Source organism: Nocardia sp. MH4, from assembly GCF_019266065.1.
Taxonomy (GTDB): Bacteria; Actinomycetota; Actinomycetes; order Mycobacteriales; family Mycobacteriaceae; genus Nocardia; species Nocardia canadensis.
This window is the reverse complement of the sequence record NZ_LPNR01000108.1, coordinates 69948-87706: the sequence shown is the minus strand read 5'-3', so window position 1 is coordinate 87706 and position 17759 is coordinate 69948. Positions and strand designations below refer to the sequence as shown.

Below are 17759 nucleotides of genomic sequence, written 5' to 3'. Positions count from 1 at the left end.
CGATCGGCTTCCGAAGCCGGGACTCGTGCCTGGTAAGCGATCGCCGTCGCGCTCCAGCACTACCCGGCAGCGCGGCGGAACCGCCCGCCGGGGTCGCGGTCGATCACCACGGCCGAGGCCGTGACGGCGCGGAGCCACCCGGATCGGTCGAGCCAGCGGCGGATCGTGGGGCCGATCTACCTTCGGGTCGCGGCAGGCGCGCCCAGCGATACCACCTGGGTGGCGAGTTCGGTACGCGTGCCGTCCTTTTCGACGACGAGCACCCCGCGTGGGGTGTCGCGCGCCGCCGTCGGATCACCCGCGACGACCTGGATCACCGATTCCTGCGCGCGCGGCAGCATGTCGACCACCGGCTGCTCGCCGACCGGCGCCCAGCCCTGGGCCGCCGACTGCAACCGGTCGACGGCGCTCGGCGCGCCCGCCAGGTCGGCCCACTTCCTGGTGGCGACCGTGATCGTGCCGTCGCCGCCCCAGCGCGGGCTGTAGGCCGACGAGCACTCGCCCGGCAGCGCGGGCAGCGCCTGCACGGCGTTGGAGCGGGCGTCGATGGTCGCCACGTGGCCGGTGCCGCAGGACGCGCTGCGTGCGGTCGTGCCCGCCAGCACGAAGGTATGGCCGTCGGGTCCGGCGGCGGCCGACAGGTTGGCGTCGAGACCGGGCACGCGACCCAGCGGCAGGATCGCCTCGGTGCCGATCGCGTAGAGGTGGCTCTTCTCCCACCACAGGCCGCGCGACTCGACCCGGGCCAGCAGCAGGAACTCGTCGGTCGCCGCGACCAGCCTGGCCCCGTCCCACGAGCCGCCCGAGAGCGGACTCGGCGAATCCGGCAGTGTCACATCCTGTTCCGGCGCCGGGGGCGCGGTGCCGGACAGGTCCATGGTCATGATCTGCCCCGGTTCCCGCCACCACGCCAGCACCGAGCCGCGCACCGCGACAGCGTCGGTGCAGTCGCACTCGACCCGCGACACCGCCCCGTCGGCGGCCCGGACCGTCACCAGCGTCTTCGACCCCGACTCCACCGCGAACGCGAACTCGCCGTTCCTGGTGAAGTTCACCGCGGCCGACGAATAGCCGAAGCTGCCCGGCGCGCGGAAGGTGTCGGCCCCGCGCACCACCGCCAGCTCGGCCTCGGTGCGATAGGCGAACACCGCGCCCGACGCCTGTGGCTGGTCCTCGGGCGTGATCCGGGGCGGTGCCGTCCGGTCGGCGCCGCAGCCCGCGACGAGCAGCACGGCACTGGCCACCGCGCCGAGCGCCGCGATCCGCGCGCGCCGACTCGATCCCGGCTTGGTCACAACTCCCACAGCTCACCCCTGCACGTGTCGTCGGGCCTGGTCTCGCGCAGCAGCGTAGCCCGCGCGCGCCGGGGATCGGGGCGACTCTCCTACAACTCCCGGACCGCGTCGATCCGCTGGTCGTGGTGCGCGAGCGCGAGGACCTCACACGCCGAAGCGACGGTGCCGCGCGGCGTAATCACGCAGCGCGCGCAAGAAGTCGACCCGGCGGAACTCCGGCCAATACGCCTCGGTGAACCAGATCTCCGAATAGGCGCTCTGCCACAGCAGGAATCCCGAAAGCCGCTGCTCACCCGAGGTTCTGATGACGAGGTCCGGATCCGGCTGACCCGAGGTGTAGAGATGTTGCCCGATCGCGTCGACCGTGATCGACTGCACGAGGTCCTCACCCGACTCGCCGGCGGCGATCTCCTGGCGCACCAGCGAACGCACCGCGTCGGTGATCTCCTGGCGCCCGCCGTATCCGACCGCCACATTCACGTGCACACCGTCGCGACCGCTCGTGCGCTCGGCCGCCACCCGCAGCCGCTTCGCGATCAGCTCGGGGAACCCCGCCAGCGAGCCGACGATCCGCACGCTCCAGTTCTGCTCCGGCGCCGACAACTCCTCCACCACATCGGTGATGACCTCGAACAGCGTCTCCAGCTCGTCCGGATCCCGGCGCAGATTCTCCGTCGACAGCAGATAGACGGTCACCATCTCGATGCCCTCGTCCGAGCACCAGCCGACCAGCTCGGCGATCTTCAGCGCGCCGACCCGATGACCGTGGCTGACATCGGTGAACCCGTTCTCGCGCGCCCAGCGGCGATTGCCGTCACACATCACGGCGACATGGCGAGGATGCTGCTTGTCGGCCAGCTGCTTGGACAGCCTGGCTTCGTAGATGCGGTACGGCAGACCACGCACCCGACCGAGAAACTCCACGCCCGCACCCTACGCCTGGACCGCCTCTGCGGGTATTTCGCCGGTCGCGAGGGGGACGTGGATCGCTGTGGGGGTGGGCACGTTTGTGGTGGTGGGGGTGGGTTCTGACGTACTGTGGACGATAACTTACGGTACCGTAGGTTTGGACCTTGGAGGATGCGTGGAGGCTGTGCGGGCTGGAGTCGAGGAGCCGGTCGTGCTCGGCAAACCGCTGCTGCGGGGGTGGATTCACACGTGGGCGGTGGGGGTCGCCGCTGTCGCGGTGACGGTGCTCGTGGTGTTCGGGTTCCGGGAGTCGCCGACCGCGGGCTGGTCGACGCTGCTCTACGGGGTCTCGGTGTGCGCGCTGTTCGGGATCAGCGCGGTCTATCACCGGGTGACCTGGCGCAGCGTGCGGGCGCGGGTGCGGATGAAGCGGGCCGATCACTCGATGATCTTCCTGTTCATCGCCGGGAGCTACACGCCGTTCGCGCTGCTCGGGCTGCCCGGGTCGACCGGGCTGACCTTGCTGGCCGTCGTGTGGGCGGGCGCGCTCGCCGGGGTGGCGCTGAAGCTGTTGTGGCCGACGGCGCCGCGCTGGGTCGGGGTACCGCTGTACCTGCTGCTGGGGTGGGCGATCGTGCCGGTGGCGCCCGAACTGCTGCACAACGTGGGTGTCTTGCCGCTGGTCCTGCTGGCCGTGGGCGGGGTGATCTACAGCGTCGGCGCGATCCTCTACGCGACGAAGTGGCCGAACCCGTGGCCGACGCACTTCGGGCATCACGAGTTCTTCCACGCCGCCACCGTGGTCGCGGCGCTGTGTCATTACGTCGCGATCTGGCTGGTCGTGCTGGGCTGAACGGCGCGTGCGCGCGGTGGGCGCGGCGGAGCCTTCTATGCTCGATATTCGTGTCACCCGTCAGCGCAGCTCGTGATAGCCGGGCGTTTCGGCGCGCCGGACCCGGGCGTGCGCGATGAACCGGCTGGTCCGCTGGGCGCTGCGCAGCTACTGGGGCCTGGCGCTGGTCGTCATCACCGCCAATATCGTCGGCCTCGCGGCCATCTTCCTCATCGCCTGGGCCGACGGCGTCTTCAGCCGGGTCGGGCCGAACTGGCAGGAAGCGGCCTCGCTGCTGGCCATCTATCCCACCTTCGCCGTCGGCGTCGGCATCGCGATGGCCATCTACGACCGGCGCCGCTATCTGCGCTGGCTCGACGACGGCCGTAAGCCGACCCCGGAGGAGGCGCGGCGCCTGATCGCGCTGCCCGCGGCGATCACGGTGCGCGCGGTCGTGCTGTGGATCCCGGGCATCGCGCTCACGGTCTGGCTGGTCGACCGGTTCACCGACTACGACAACAAAGCGGTCGTGATCGCCGGATTCGCGCTGGGCGCCCTGGAATCGGCGGGCGCGACGTACTTGATCCTGGACCGGCTGATCCGGCCCGCCGTCCCCATCATCACCGCGGTGCTCGGACCCACCGTGCATCCGAGCTCGACCGTGCTCGTGCGGGTGCTGGTCACCTGGGCGGTGTCGAGCGCACTGCCCGGCCTGATCATCATCACGGTGCTCAACGACCCGGCCACCCCGGCCGAGGACCGGGTGCGCGCCGCCTGGATCTTCACGCTGGTCGCCCTCGCCGTCGGTGCACTCGCCACCGCGCTGCTCGCCCGCTCGGTCGCCACCCCGATGCGCACGATGTACCGGGCGCTGGACCGGATCACCCGGGGCGAACTCGACGTCCGGGTGCCCGTCGGCAGCGCCAGCGAGATCGGCAGGCTGGAACACTCCGTCAACGAGCTGGCCGCGACCCTGCAGGACCAGCAGCACACCGAGGACATCTTCGGCAGGCACGTCGGCTCGACCGTCGCCGAACGCGCGCTGTCGGGCGGTTCCGGCCTGACCGGCGACGTGCGGATCGTGTCGGCGCTGTTCGTCGATGTCACCGGATCGGTGCAGCTGTCGGCCGAGATGGCGCCGGAACAGTTCGTGCACAAGCTCAACCGGCTGCTCGCGACCGTGGTGGCCGCCACCGAGGACAACGGCGGCCTGGTCAACAAATTCGCGGGCGACGCCGCCCTGTGCATCTTCGGCGCCCCCTCCGCCCTCGACGACAACGCCACGCCCGCCCTGCGCGCCGCCCGCCGCATCCGCGACGAGGTCGTAGCTACCGGCGAACTCGACGTGGGCATCGGCGTCGCCCGCGGCCAGGTCTTCGCCGGTGACGTCGGCGCCGACACCCGCCTCGAGTTCACCGTCATCGGCGACGCGGTCAACGAAGCCGCCCGGCTCACCGCCATGGCCAAGAACGTCGACCGCCGCGTCCTGGTCAGCGACGCGGTCCTGCAGGCCGCGACCGCCACCGAGCGCGCCCGCTGGAAGCGCTACAAGGACCTGCGCCTGCGCGGCATCCCCGGCCGCACCCGCACCTGGACCGATATCAAGCCGGGACGGTAGCCCGAGGCGTCAGCCGCGCAGGGCGGCGGTCAGCGCGGTCGGGTCGGTGACCGGGAGGTCGCAGACCGAGCCGCGGCAGACGTAGGCGGCGGGAGCGTCGTCGACCAACGGGCGGTCGGCCAGCAGCGGCGCGGAGTCGGGCGGGCCGGCGAGCACGATCGCGCCACCGGGAGCCGAGGTGCGCGCGGCCGCGAGGAGTTCGGTGGCGGCGGAGGACTTCTCGGTGGCGGTGATCGCCACCTGAAGGGGGCCACGCAGCGCGGCTTCGGCGACCGAGAGCCAGTGACCGGCGGTGCGCGGGGCGCGGGCGAGCAGGACCGCGCCGCGGGCGAGGGTGTGCTCGGCGAGCTCGCGGTAGCGGACGGCGCGCTCGGTCTCGGCGACGGCGGAGGCGGTCAGCAGGGCTTCGGCGAGGGCCGAGGAGCCCGCCGGGGTGGCGCCGTCGACCGGGTCGCGCGGACGGGCGACGAGGGTCTCGGCGTCGTCGGCGGTGTCGAACCAGCTGCCGGGGCGTTCCGGATCGGCGAAGTGGTCGATCGCGCTGTCCAGCAACACCTGTGCGGCGGCGAGCCAGTCGGGCTCGCCGGTGGCCTGGTAGAGGGCGAGCAGGCCGGTGGTGAGCCAGGCGTAGTCCTCGAGGACGCCGGGCGGGGTGCCCGCGACGCCGTCGAGCGAGGCGCGGCGCAGCCTGCCGTCGACCAGGTGGACGTCGAGCAGGAAGCGCGCGCAGCGGACCGCGGCCGCCACCCACGACGGTTCCTCCAGTGCCGCACCGGCTTCGGCGAGCGCGGTGATCACCATGCCGTTCCAGGCGGTGACCACCTTGTCGTCGCGGGCGGGCTGCGGACGCTGGGCGCGCAGTTCCAGCAGCCGGGTGCGCAGGCGGTCGAAGCGGGCCGACTGTTCGGCGTCGACGGGATCGCTGCGGCGGGTGAGCACCGAGGTGCCCTGTTCGAAATTACCGCCCGTGCTGACGCCGAAAGCCTCTGCCGCCCAGACGCCGTCGAGCGGGCCGAGGTCGCCGATCAGTTCCGAGGGCGTCCACACATAGGTGGCGCCCTCGACCCCGGGGCCGCCCGGTTCCAGGTGGGTGTCGGCGTCGAGCGCCGAGGCGAACGCGCCGTCCGCGGTGCCGAGATCGGCGAGCAGGAATTCGACCGTCTCGCGAGTCACGCGGTGCGGCAACGACTCCAGCGGCGTCGGGGGCACGCGGCGGGCGAGATGAGCGTAGGCGCGCAGCAGCAGGGCGTTGTCGTAGAGCATCTTCTCGAAGTGCGGGATGAGCCAGCCCGCGTCGACCGAGTAGCGGGAGAAGCCGCCGCGCAACTGGTCGTAGATGCCGCCGCGGGCCATCGCCTCGGCGGTGCGCTCGACCAGGTCGAACACGGCCTGATCACCGGTGCGCTCCCAGTGCCGCAGCAGACCTTCCAGCAGCGCCGACGGTGGAAACTTCGGCGCCCCACCGAAACCGCCGTGCTCGCGGTCCTCGTCGGCGGCGATCGCCAGCACCGCCTTGTCGAGAAGTTCCGGTACGACGGCGAATTCGGCGTCGGGCAGCCCGGTCGCCTGCGCCCGCAGCGCGTCGGTGACCTGCTCGGCCGCCTTGTCCACGTCCTCGCGCCGGTTGCGCCAGGTGTCGGTGATGGCGCTGAGCAGCTGGGTGAACGACGGCATCCCGCCGCGCGGCTGTTTCGGGTAGTAGGTGCCGCAGTAGAACGGCGCGCCGTCAGGGGTGAGGAAGCAGGTCATCGGCCACCCGCCCTGCCCGGTCATGGCGACGGTCGCGTTCATGTACACCGCGTCCAGGTCGGGCCGTTCCTCCCGATCCACCTTCACGCACACGAAGTCGGCGTTCATCTGCTCGGCCGTGGCCGCGTCCTCGAACGACTCGTGCGCCATCACATGGCACCAGTGACACGACGCGTAGCCGATCGACAGCAGGATCGGCACATCCCGCTCGGCCGCTTCCGCGAGCGCATCGGCATCCCACTCCCGCCAATGCACCGGATTGTCGGCATGCTGACGCAGATACGGCGAAGTCGCGCTACCCAACCGGTTCACAGTGCCAGCCTTCCAGATCGGTGAGACCTCAGCCTAGTGCTGCCCCGTTTCCCGGAGAGTGACCCATGCCACTGGTGGACCCTGTCAGGAAATCCGGAGCTGTCTCGTTCAAGGAGCACACGAAGCAGACAGGGAGCCAATCATGAAGCACCGCATCGTCGTCCTCGGAGCCGGTTACGCCGGGGCCTTCACCGCCGGGTATCTGGCCCGTCAGCTGCACACCGCCGACGTCGAGATCACCGTCGTCAATGCCGCACCCGATTTCGTCGAGCGGCTGCGTCTGCATCAGCTCGCCGCCGGGCACGATCTTCCGCACCGGCCGCTGACCGAGATCTTCGCCGGCACCGGCATCGAGCTCCGCGTGGCCCGGGTGACCGGCGTCGACGTGGACCGCCGGACGGTGACGATCACCGACGACGTGGGTACCGACCGCCTCGGCTACGACACCCTGCTCTACACGCTCGGCAGCACCGCCGCCGAGCACGGGGTTCCCGGCGTCGCCGAACATGCCTTCCACGTAGCCGCCCGGCAGTCCGCACTGCGCCTGCGGGCCCGCTTGGACGAACTGACCGAGGACGGGCAGGTCCTGGTGGTCGGCGGCAATCTGACCGCGATCGAGACGGCCACCGAGATCGCCGAAGCCCGTCCGGGGCTCCGCGTCGGTCTGGCCACCAGCGGTGAGCTGGGCGGCTGGCTGGGGCCGAAAGCGCGCGAGCACCTCCGGCGCGCCTTCGACCGGTTCGGCATCACGGTCCACGAGCACACCGAGATAGCGCGGGTCGAACAGCACGGAGCCGTCGCCGTCGACGGAACCGTGCTCGCCGCCGACGCGACCGTGTGGGCCGCCGGGTTCGCCGTCGGGCCGATCGCCGCCGCCAGTGCGCTGGCGGTCGAGCCCGACGGCCGGATCACGGTCGACCGGCAGATGCGGTCGATCTCGCACCCGGAGGTGTACGTGGCCGGCGACAGCGTCTTCGTCCTCGGCGAGAACGGGCTGCCCCTGCCGATGTCGTGCGCGTCGGCGGGATTCACCGGCGCGCAGGCGGCGGCGGCGATCATCGGTGACCTGACCGGGCGCAAGATCAAGGCGACCAAGCTGTCCTATGTCGGCAACCATGTCAGTCTCGGGCGCGAGGACGGCATCTTCCAGCTGGTCGACGGCCGGGCACGCGCCAAGTCCGGTGCCCTGCGCGGGCGACCGGCGGCGCGGGTCAAGGCGGCGATCGTGGCGACCAGCGCCTGGGCGATCAGCCGCCCGACCTTCGGTAGGCCGAATCACCGATACCGCTTGGCCGCCGACCGCGCGGTCTCGCCCCGGGTGGTCCCCGCCTAGGGTCGTGCGCATGGACCTCGTCGCCGTGGAGCACTTCGAGGCCAGCCGGAACCGGCTGGCCTCGTTGGCGTACCGCCTCCTGGGTTCGGCCGCCGACGCCGAGGACACGGTGCAGGACGCGTTCCTGCGGTGGCAGGACGCCGACCGGGAGTACGTCGACGCGCCGGAGGCGTGGTTGACCAAGATCGTCACCAACCTGGCGATCGATCGCCTCCGCTCGGCCCGGGTACGCCACGAACGTTCGGTCGGCGCGTGGCTGCCCGAGCCGCTGCTCGACGGCGATCCCATGCTGGGTCCGGCCGAGACCGCCGTACAACGCGAATCCGTGACGCTGGCGGTGCTGCTGCTGATGGAGCGGCTCTCGCCGGTCGAACGGGCCGTCTACGTACTGCGCGAAGCCTTTTCGCACAGCCATGCCGAGATCGCCGGAATTCTGGGCATCACCGAATCCGCGAGTCAGCAGCATGCCCACCGGGCCCGGCGCCGAATCGCCGCCGCGGGCAACGAGACCGGCACCGACCAGGCGGCCGCGCGGCGGATCGTCGAGGCGTTCGTCGCGGCCGCGACATCGGGCCGGACCGAGCGCCTGGTGGCCTTGCTGACCGATGACGCGACCGGCGTCTCGGACGGCGCGCTGGGCCTGGCAAGGACGCTGATCCGGTACCCGACCCCGGCACAGCTCGCCGCCGCGGTGCGGGTCGGCTTCACACCGACGCCCGCCAAGCACAAACTCGTCGGCGGCTCGCCGTCGATCCATGCGGCCGTCGTCAACGGGTGCCCGGCCATGCTGTTCACGCTCGACGATCGCGTTCTCGGGGTGGCGATCCTGGAGATCCGGGACGGCAAGATCGCCGGCGTCGGCAGTGTCTCCGCCCAGGCCCGGCTCGGTCGACTCACCGAGCGATGGCGACAGCGCCCGCACGACGCCCCGCTGATCGAATCCTGGTGAACACGAAGAGGTCTCACACTTCCCCAGCGATCGCGACATAGGCCGCGATGGCGCCGACGGTCAGGCGGAACGGGGAGTACACCGCCAGGTCCCATCGGGTGAACAGGGTGCGCTCGGCGAGCGACCCCGAGTAGACCGGACCCAGGGATCCGCGGAGCAGGAGGCCGCCGGCGATGGTGGCGACGGCCGCGCGGCCGAGGCGGGCGGGCAGCGGGCAGCGGTGCCACGGGAGCCGTCGGGCGGCAAGGATCTCCTCGCGAACCTCAGCCGACCGGGGACAGCGGCGCTCGCCAGGCCGGCCTGCGCCCGATGGTCACCCAGCGCAGCAGCCACTCGGCGGGCCCGTATCGATACCAGCGCAGCCACAGCGCGCTCACCCACAGCTGCACCGCGAAGATCACCGCGGCCAGCGTCATCGTCTCGAGCGGAGACAAGCGCCCGGCCAGGCCGAACCCGACCCCGGTGAACAGGATCAGCCCGATCGCGGACTGGCCGAGGTAATTGGTCAGGGCAATCCGTCCCGCCGGCGCCAGCGCCGAGCGGATCCACGCGGTGCGCGGACTGTGCATCAGACGCAGCAGCGTCGCGACATACGCGGCGGCGAGCAGCGGCGCGGTGGCCACGCTGACGGCGACGGCCACCGTATGCCCATTGCCGCCACCGAAGGTGTACGCCAGACCACCGGCCACACCCACCGGAAAGCCGATCCACTGGACGCGCCGCAGGATCGGTTCGTCGCCACGCACCCGCGCGAGCACCTTCCGGCGACCCGCGACCAGGCCGAGCAGGAACATCGCGAGCGCGGTCGGCCCCTGCAGAGTGAGCGCTTGCAGGATCAGCAGCCACAGGCCGTCGAGGTGCCGGCCGATGATCTCGCCCCAGCCACCCAGCATCGCCGCGGTCGACTGCTCGGCGGCGGCACGCGCCTGCTCCGCCGACGGCAGCACGGCCGACGCGTCGAGGAACAGCCCGCTCGACACGAGGCCCACCAGCACGACGCCGTACAGCGCGGCGGCCACCCGCAGCGCGGTGCGGTCCGCGCACCCCCGCATCCAGAACAGGACCAGACCGGCCACCGCGTAGGTCGTCAGCACATCCCCGCCGTACAGGAACACGATGTGCAGCACGCCGAGCAGGATCAACCCCGCGATCCGGCGCAGCATGCGCGGCTCGAAGGCGGCCCCGGCCGCGGCCGCCGATTCCATCTGCAAGGTGAAGGAGTAGCCGAACAGGAAGGAGAACAGCACATAGAACTTCATGTCGACGAACACCGACGACACGCCGCGCACGACCTCGTCGAGACGCGAGGTGAACTGCGGGTCGACGACCAGATTGCCCGGATACCCCGAGGCCATGAAGGTGATGTTGACGACGAAGATCCCCAGCAGCGCGAAGCCGCGCAGGGCGTCCACATCGTGCACCCGGGACCCGGGAGCGACCAGTTGATCGGTCATGAGATTGCCCGTCTCGTAGATAGTGTCTAGGAGATAGTATCTCAGGGAGACTAACTATGGCGATAGTATTCCCGCAGCGGCCGAGCCGACGCCGCCGAACTCCGAGGAGGTAGTTGCCGTGACGGCCGACGAGGCGATCCCCGCCGACCTGGCCAGGCTCTGGCGACTACCCACCCCGGCCCGGCTCGGACGACCGGCCGAACTCGATGTCGACACGGTCGTGCGCACCGCGGTGGACCTGGCCGACCGGGGCGGCCTGGACGAGGTGACGCTGACCAAAGTCGCGGCGGCCCTGGGCTTTACGAAGATGGCGCTCTACCGCCACGTCGGCTCGAAGGACGAGCTGTTCGAGCTGATGGCCGACTTCGCGCTCGGTCCCGCGCCGACGTGGACGACCCCGGCCCAGTGGCGCGAGGGACTCCGCCGCTGGGCCCACGCCCTGCTCGCGGCCTACGCCGCGCACCCGTGGGTGCCGCAGCTGCCGATCGCCGGGCCGCCGCGCGGACCCCACGCGATCAGCTGGATGGATGCCGCGCTGCGCCCCCTCGCGGCGACCCGGCTCGACTGGGCGACCAAGGTGGGCGTCGTGATGCTGGTGAGCATGCACGTCCGGCAGGCGAGCCTGCTCACCCAGCAATTGACCGACGGCAGAGCGGAATCCGGCCTGAGCGAGTCCCAGGTCAACCAGAACTACGGCGCCGCGCTGGCCCGGCTCGTCGACGCGGAGCGATTCCCGGAGGCGGCCGGACTCTTCGCCGCGCCGGTCTTCCGGTCGCCGTCGGACCAGCCCGCCGACAGCGACTTCGTCTTCGGTCTCGAACTGATCCTCAACGGCGTTGCCGCGGAGATCCGTGCGCCACAAGACGATCGGTGAGGAACTCGACCATCTGGGCCCGCGCGGCCTTCGCCTGGGAAACCAGTCCGGGCAGGGTGATGAAGGCGTGCGGCGCGCCGGGATGTTCGGCGAGCCGCACCGGGGTCCCGGATTCGCGCAGCCGCTCGGCGTAGCGGCGGCCTTGGCCGGCGACCGGATCGACCGTCGGGATCAGGACGAGTGCCGGGGCCAGCCCTGCCAGCTCGGCGTAGAGCGGCGAGACCGCGCGGGCATCCGAGCCCGGCGGAACGGCCAGCCGCTGGAACAGATCGAGGCGTGGGCGGGTCAGCATGGGGCTGTCGGCGTGCTCGGTCATCGAGGGATAGTCGAACATCGTCGCGGTGAGGTCGACGGCCGGATTGACCAGGATCTGCGCCCGGAGCGGGAATTCGGTGGCCGCGGCCCGGATCGCGGCCATGGCGGCGATCAGGCCGCCGGTGCTCTCCCCGGCCACGGCGACCCGTGCCGGATCGATGCCCCAGTCCTCGGCGTGCGCGACCACGTGGCGCAACACATCCCAGCCGTCGTCGACGGCCGCGGCCAGCGGAGTGCCCGGCGCGAGCAGCCGATGCTCGACCGAGACGACGAGCGCGGGCAGACGGGCGGCGAGATGACTGTTGGCCCAGTCGCATTGGGTCGCGGTGCCGACGAATCCACCACCGTGGACGTGCACGATCAGCGGCAGGGGCGTGGCACCGTCGCGCACCGGCCGGTACACCCGCACCGGGAGCACGCGATCGGGCAGGACCACTTCCCGCCAGTCGATTGCGGCGCCACGATCGGGAGAACCGGTGATCACGCGGGCGAGACGGGCGGAGGCCTTGCGGTTGGCGGCATCCCGGACGACGACCAGATCCTCGGGCGTGAGCGACGGCCAGTCCGGCTCCTTCTGTAAGGCGTGCAGCAGCCGTACGCCCCGGGGCGCTCGTTCGCGTGCGGTCATATCGATCCTCCTCGCTCACGCCGCGTCACCGATGACGCGGTTTCGGATACGACACACAGCATCGGCCGCAGGCCGATCGAGGTATTGGACAAATATTCCCGTCGCGGATCCCGTGCCACGTCCAGGTGTACCGGGACCTGTCGCCTCCGGCGGACGCACTCGTTCGCGGCGCGGCGATCGATCAGCGATGTCGCCGCCCAGCGGATCAACCGACGGTCGCGGTCGCGTACGGCCGACCGGCCCACGCGACATCGTCGACCGAGAGCCACGGCGCGCTCGCCGGCGCCGCCGGTGTCAGCCCGGTGAAAGCCCCGCCTCATCACCGGCGTCGACGAGAAACCCGTCCCCGACATCGAGGAAGACCGTCACCGCCGGATACGGCACCAGCCGCAGCTCGACATCCGTCGTGGCCTGCCCGGCGAACCCCGCCATCGCCACCCCCGGCAGCGACGACCCCGGGACCGCGACATCCACCGCGGCCCCGGCGATCCGAACCGGCTCGACAGGCACACCGCCATCGGACGAGCGGTCGACGAGGCCGTCGTCCGCCCTCGAAAGTGCTGCTCAGCGGGCGGAGGTGGGGCATGATGAGAGGTGCAGACCGTATCGTGCAATCGAACAGGAAGACGCGAAACCGCTGATGGCATCGCAGCTGACACTCTCGGCACAGCGCGCTGCGCTGGAGCGGGAGTGGGCGCAGTGGGTGCCCGCGGGGGAATCGGCGCTCGGGCGTAGTTCGGCCGTGCGGACCGAGGTGGCGCAATCGTGGCTGCGGTCGTTGCGGACGGTGGATCCGGGGCGGGACTGCGCCCCGGAGAGCGAGACCGACATCGGGCCGCGGTGGGCGGAGTCGCCGCTGCGCGGGCCGGTGACCGAACTCAAGGAACAACTGCACAGCGTCGCCGACGACGCCGGATACGTCGCCGCGGTGACCGACGCGTCGGGCACCATCCTGTGGACCTACGGCGGACCGGTCATGCGCAGGCGGGCCGAGCAGGTCAACTTCGCGCCAGGGGGCCGCTGGGACGAGGCGCACATGGGCACCAACGCCCTGTCGCTGGCATTGCGCACCGATCAGCCGCACACCGTGTTCTCGGCCGAGCATCTGGTCGCCGCCCTGCACGGCTGGGTCTGCTACTGCGCGCCGATCCGCGCCGCCGACGGCACCCTGCTCGGCGTGCTCGACCTGTCGACCACATGGAAGCGCTCCCATCCGCTGGCGATGGCGACCGTGCGCACCATGACCACGGCCATCGAATCCAAACTGCACGCGGCGCTGCCCGCGCCGGCGGGCATGCGGCTGACCTGCCTGGGCACCGGCCGGTTGATGCGCGACGGCACCCCGATCCGGCTGCGCCCGCGCCAGCTCGAGATCCTCACTCTGCTCGCCCTCGACGACGACGGCTACAGCCACGAACGCCTGCACTACGCCGTCTACGGCGATCGAGCGGTCGGCGCGAGCACGCTGAAATCGGAGATGTCCTACCTGCGCCGCGCCACCGGCGGCGACATCACCAGCCGCGTCTACCGCTTCACCACCGCCCTGTCCTGCGACGCCGTCGACGTCGTGCGCGCGCTCGAGACCGGCGACCTCGACACGGCCGTCCGGCTGTATCACGGTCCGCTGCTGCCGGATTCGGACACGCCGGGCATCAGCGAATGGCGCGACTACCTCGAGGTCGCCATGCGCAATGCCGTGCTGGCCAGCCCCGACGCCGACCACGCGCTCACCTACGGCGAGGCCGCCCCCGACGACATCGCGGTGCACGAACACGCCCTGGCCCTGCTGCCCCCGCGTGACGCGCGCCGCGCCGTCGCCGCGGCCCGCCTGCACAGCGCACTTCGCGCCTGATCGGTCCGGCTTCAACGTTTCATCAACCCTCGCGGCGGATAGTGATGGGCGTCACGCTTCACCGGAATCAGCGAGGAGCCTCCGCACATGATCTACGCCAAGCCGGGCACCGAGGGCAGCATCGTCAGCTACGCGCCGCGGTACGACAATTTCATCGACGGCAAGTGGGTCCCGCCCGTCGAGGGCCGGTACTTCGAGAACACCTCGCCGGTGGACGGGCAGCCGTTCTGCGAGATCGCCCGCTCGACCGCGGCCGACATCGAACTGGCCCTCGACGCCGCCCACCGCGCCGCCGACGCCTGGGGTGCGACCTCCGCCGCCGAGCGCGCCAACATCCTGAACAAGATCGCCGACCGGATCGAGGCGAACCTCGAGGCGCTGGCCGTCGCCGAGACCTGGGACAACGGCAAGCCGGTCCGCGAGACCCTGGCCGCCGACCTGCCGCTGGCGGTCGATCACTTCCGCTACTTCGCCGGCGTGCTGCGGGCGCAGGAGGGCGGGATCAGCGAGGTCGACGCCGACACCATCGCCTACCACTTCCACGAGCCGCTCGGCGTGGTCGCCCAGATCATCCCGTGGAACTTCCCGATCCTGATGGCGACCTGGAAGCTGGCGCCCGCGCTCGCGGCGGGCAACGCCGTGGTGCTCAAGCCCGCCGAACAGACCCCGGCCTCGATCATGAAGGTGGTCGAACTCGTCGCGGATCTGCTGCCGCCGGGTGTGCTCAACGTGGTCAACGGCTTCGGTGTCGAGGCGGGCAAGCCGCTGGCGTCGAGCCCGCGCGTGGCCAAGGTCGCCTTCACCGGTGAGACCACCACCGGCCGGCTGATCATGCAGTACGCCAGCGAGAACATCATCCCGGTGACGCTGGAGCTGGGCGGCAAGAGCCCCAACATCTTCCTGCCCGACGTGATGGCCGCCGACGACGACTTCCTGGACAAGGCCGTCGAGGGCTTCGTGATGTTCGCGCTCAACCAGGGCGAGGTCTGCACCTGTCCCTCGCGCGCGCTGATCGCGTCCTCGATCTACGACGAGTTCATGGCCCGCTGCGTGGAGCGCACCAAGGCGATCGTCAGCGGCAATCCGCTCGACGAGGCCACCATGATCGGCGCGCAGGCCAGCAACGATCAGTTCGAGAAGATCCTGTCCTACATCGACATCGGTAAGAAGGAAGGCGCCGAGGTCCTCACCGGTGGCTCGGTGCGCGCCGTCGACGGGCTGGCCGGGGGCTTCTACATCGAGCCGACCATCTTCAAGGGCAGCAACGACATGCGCGTGTTCCAGGAGGAGATCTTCGGTCCGGTCGTCGCGGTGACCACCTTCGACTCCACCGACGAGGCGCTGAAGATCGCCAACGACACCCTCTACGGCCTCGGCGCCGGCGTGTGGACCCGCGATATGAACACCGCCTACCGGCTGGGCCGCGGGATCAAGGCGGGCCGGGTGTGGACCAACTGCTACCACGCCTACCCGGCGCACGCGGCGTTCGGCGGCTACAAGAAGTCCGGCATCGGCCGCGAGAATCACAAGATGATGCTCGACCACTACCAGCAGACCAAGAACCTGCTGGTCAGCTACTCGCCGCAGAAGCTCGGCTTCTTCTGATGGCGCGACGCTGATGGTAGGGCGAGTAGACCTCACCGACCAGGCGGCGACGCTGCTGCGGGAACTGACCGGGCAGCACGGCCCGGTCATGTTCCACCAATCCGGCGGCTGCTGCGACGGCAGTTCCCCGATGTGTTACCCACGCGGCGAGTTCCGCGTGGGCGCCTCGGACGTGCTGCTGGGATATCTGCCGGGCGAGACCCCGTTCTGGATGAGCGCCGACCAGTTCGAGTACTGGAAGCACACCCATCTCACCGTCGACGTGGTGCCCGGCCGGGGCAGCGGCTTCTCGCTGGAAGCCCCCGAAGGCGTGCGGTTCCTGATCCGCTCGCGCCTGCTCACCGACGACGAGGTGGCCGCGCTGGAATCCCAGCCGCCGCCGCCCACCGGTGACACCGTTCAACAGTGATGTGAAACACGCGCAATCACATCGTTTCCGCAGGTCGGCGGCGCTCGATACGCGCCGCTGACCTGCGGGTTCCACGGCCGTAACAGTCGTCAACCATTCTTCAACCCTCGACGATCACCGTTGCCGTCGCTACGCGCTTGTTTGTTGATGAGGAGATTTCCCTGTGAGTACCGACGCGATTCCCGCCGCGGGGTCGGACACCCCCGCCGACGACTATCTCGCCAAACGCACCCTGCGCTCCGGCTCGGCCGGCTGGGTGCTGCTGGCCGGCCTCGGCGTGAGCTATGTGATCTCCGGTGACTACTCCGGCTGGAATTTCGGCCTCGCCGAGGGCGGTTTCGGTGGTCTGCTGATCGCCGCGATCGTCATCGCGGCCATGTATCTGGCCATGGTGCTCGGCATGGCCGAGCTGTCCTCGGCACTGCCCGCGGCAGGCGGCGGCTACACCTTCGCCCGGCGCGCGCTCGGACCGTGGGGCGGATTCGCCACCGGCACAGCGGTTCTCATCGAGTACGCGATCGCGCCCGCCGCCATCGCCACCTTCATCGGCGCCTACGTGGAATCGCTGAACCTGTTCGGGATCACCGACGGCTGGTGGGTGTACCTGGCGGTGTACGCGCTGTTCATCGGCATCCACCTCGGGGGCGCGGGCGAGGCGCTCAAGGCGATGTTCGTGATCACCGCGATCGCGCTGGTCGGCCTGGTCATCTTCGCGATCGCCGCGCTCGGCAAGTTCGACGTGGCCAACCTGACCAACATCGCGCCCGACCCCGACGCCGCCGGTTCCTCGTCGTTCCTGCCGTTCGGCTACCTGGGTGTCTGGGCAGCGATCCCCTTCGCCATCTGGTTCTTCCTGGCCGTCGAAGGCGTGCCACTGGCGGCCGAGGAGGCCACCGAGCCGGAGAAGAACGTGCCCAAGGGCATCATCGTCGCGATGCTGCTGCTGGTGGTCACCGGCGCGGTGGTGCTGTTCCTGGTGACCGGCGCGCTCGGCGCCCAGGGCGCGTCGTCCTCGGGCAACCCGCTGGTCGAGGCGCTCGGCGACAGCCCGGCGGCCAAGGTGGTCAACTACATCGGCCTGGCCGGTCTGGTGGCCAGCTTCTTCTCCATCGTCTACGCCTACTCCCGGCAGACCTTCGCGCTCTCGCGGGCCGGCTATCTGCCCACCAGCCTGTCGGTGACCAACTCCCGCAAGGCGCCGGTGCTGGCGCTGATCGTGCCGGGTGTCATCGGCTTCGCCCTCTCGCTCACCGGCGAGGGCGCGATGCTGCTGAACATGGCCGTGTTCGGCGCGGCCGTGAGCTACGTGCTGATGATGGTGAGCCACATCGTGCTCCGGGTCCGCGAGCCGAACATGCCGCGCCCCTACCGCACCCCCGGCGGCATCGCGACCACCTCGTTCGCCCTGGTCATCGCGGCGGCATCGGTCGCGGCGACCTTCCTGGTCGACCCGAAGGCGGCACTGTTCACCCTCGGTGTGTTCTGTGCCTTCATGGCCTACTTCGGCCTCTACAGTCGCAAACACCTGGTCGCCAAGTCGCCCGACGAGGAATTCGCCGCGCTGGCCAAGGCCGAACAAGAACTCGAGTAACCGCACCCCAGGCACCCGGCGGCGACGCGATCGC

General features: G+C 70.6%; 15 protein-coding genes. 9 read left to right on the top strand and 6 right to left on the bottom strand.

Annotated features, from left to right (window positions below; translation table 11 throughout):
• Positions 1–176 precede the first annotated feature (176 nt).
• A complete protein-coding gene (locus ATM97_RS19900) occupies positions 177–1304 on the bottom strand; it encodes a hypothetical protein (protein WP_218719532.1) in 1128 nt (375 codons plus the stop codon).
• A gap of 135 nt (positions 1305–1439) precedes the next feature.
• Entirely contained in the window at positions 1440–2219 is a 780-nt protein-coding gene (locus tag ATM97_RS19895; RefSeq protein ID WP_218719531.1) for an isoprenyl transferase, read from the bottom strand.
• Positions 2220–2388: 169 nt separating this feature from the next.
• Between ATM97_RS19895 and ATM97_RS19890 the strand changes: the two genes are divergently transcribed.
• On the top strand, positions 2389–3057 hold the full coding sequence (locus tag ATM97_RS19890) for a hemolysin III family protein (RefSeq protein WP_218719583.1): 669 nt from the start codon (positions 2389–2391) through the stop codon (positions 3055–3057).
• Positions 3058–3172: 115 nt separating this feature from the next.
• Positions 3173–4654 carry an adenylate/guanylate cyclase domain-containing protein gene (locus ATM97_RS19885; protein ID WP_218719530.1) on the top strand — a complete coding sequence of 494 codons (1482 nt, stop codon included), beginning with the start codon at positions 3173–3175 and terminating at the stop codon, positions 4652–4654.
• Between the two features lie 9 nt (positions 4655–4663).
• On the opposite strand, the gene ATM97_RS19880 is transcribed toward ATM97_RS19885, so the two are convergent.
• Complete coding sequence (locus ATM97_RS19880; protein WP_308248554.1) at positions 4664–6715, bottom strand: thioredoxin domain-containing protein; 2052 nt, start codon at positions 6713–6715, stop codon at positions 4664–4666.
• 142 nt (positions 6716–6857) lie between these two features.
• On the opposite strand from ATM97_RS19880, the gene ATM97_RS19875 reads away from it, so the two are divergent.
• Positions 6858–8048, top strand: a complete 1191-nt coding sequence (locus ATM97_RS19875) for an NAD(P)/FAD-dependent oxidoreductase (protein ID WP_218719529.1) — start codon at positions 6858–6860, stop codon at positions 8046–8048.
• A 10-nt stretch (positions 8049–8058) separates the two neighbouring features.
• A complete protein-coding gene (locus tag ATM97_RS19870) occupies positions 8059–8997 on the top strand; it encodes a sigma-70 family RNA polymerase sigma factor (protein ID WP_218719528.1) in 939 nt (312 codons plus the stop codon).
• Positions 8998–9260: 263 nt separating this feature from the next.
• Here the strand turns inward: ATM97_RS19870 and ATM97_RS19860 are convergent, their stop codons facing one another.
• Entirely contained in the window at positions 9261–10451 is a 1191-nt protein-coding gene (locus ATM97_RS19860; protein ID WP_218719527.1) for a DUF418 domain-containing protein, read from the bottom strand.
• A 118-nt stretch (positions 10452–10569) separates the two neighbouring features.
• Here ATM97_RS19860 and ATM97_RS19855 point away from each other — a divergent pair, with 118 nt between their 5' ends.
• The gene (locus ATM97_RS19855; protein ID WP_218719526.1) at positions 10570–11325 is read left to right on the top strand and encodes a TetR/AcrR family transcriptional regulator; all 756 of its coding nucleotides are present in this window, start codon (positions 10570–10572) and stop codon (positions 11323–11325) included.
• On the opposite strand, the gene ATM97_RS19850 is transcribed toward ATM97_RS19855, so the two are convergent.
• Entirely contained in the window at positions 11279–12268 is a 990-nt protein-coding gene (locus tag ATM97_RS19850; RefSeq protein ID WP_218719525.1) for an alpha/beta hydrolase, read from the bottom strand. The genes ATM97_RS19855 and ATM97_RS19850 overlap by 47 nt on opposite strands.
• Positions 12269–12562: 294 nt before the next feature.
• The gene (locus ATM97_RS19845; RefSeq protein ID WP_218719524.1) at positions 12563–12778 is read right to left on the bottom strand and encodes a hypothetical protein; all 216 of its coding nucleotides are present in this window, start codon (positions 12776–12778) and stop codon (positions 12563–12565) included.
• A gap of 130 nt (positions 12779–12908) precedes the next feature.
• Between ATM97_RS19845 and ATM97_RS19840 the strand changes: the two genes are divergently transcribed.
• From ATM97_RS19840 to eat, 4 genes are all read left to right on the top strand, one after another.
• On the top strand, positions 12909–14120 hold the full coding sequence (locus ATM97_RS19840) for a helix-turn-helix domain-containing protein (protein ID WP_218719523.1): 1212 nt from the start codon (positions 12909–12911) through the stop codon (positions 14118–14120).
• A gap of 87 nt (positions 14121–14207) precedes the next feature.
• Positions 14208–15725 (top strand): aldehyde dehydrogenase, encoded by a 1518-nt coding sequence (adh, locus tag ATM97_RS19835; protein WP_218719522.1) that lies wholly within the window; start codon positions 14208–14210, stop codon positions 15723–15725.
• Positions 15726–15738: 13 nt separating this feature from the next.
• The gene (locus ATM97_RS19830; RefSeq protein ID WP_218719521.1) at positions 15739–16134 is read left to right on the top strand and encodes a DUF779 domain-containing protein; all 396 of its coding nucleotides are present in this window, start codon (positions 15739–15741) and stop codon (positions 16132–16134) included.
• 163 nt (positions 16135–16297) lie between these two features.
• The gene (eat, locus tag ATM97_RS19825) at positions 16298–17725 is read left to right on the top strand and encodes an ethanolamine permease (RefSeq protein WP_218719520.1); all 1428 of its coding nucleotides are present in this window, start codon (positions 16298–16300) and stop codon (positions 17723–17725) included.
• Positions 17726–17759 lie beyond the last annotated feature (34 nt).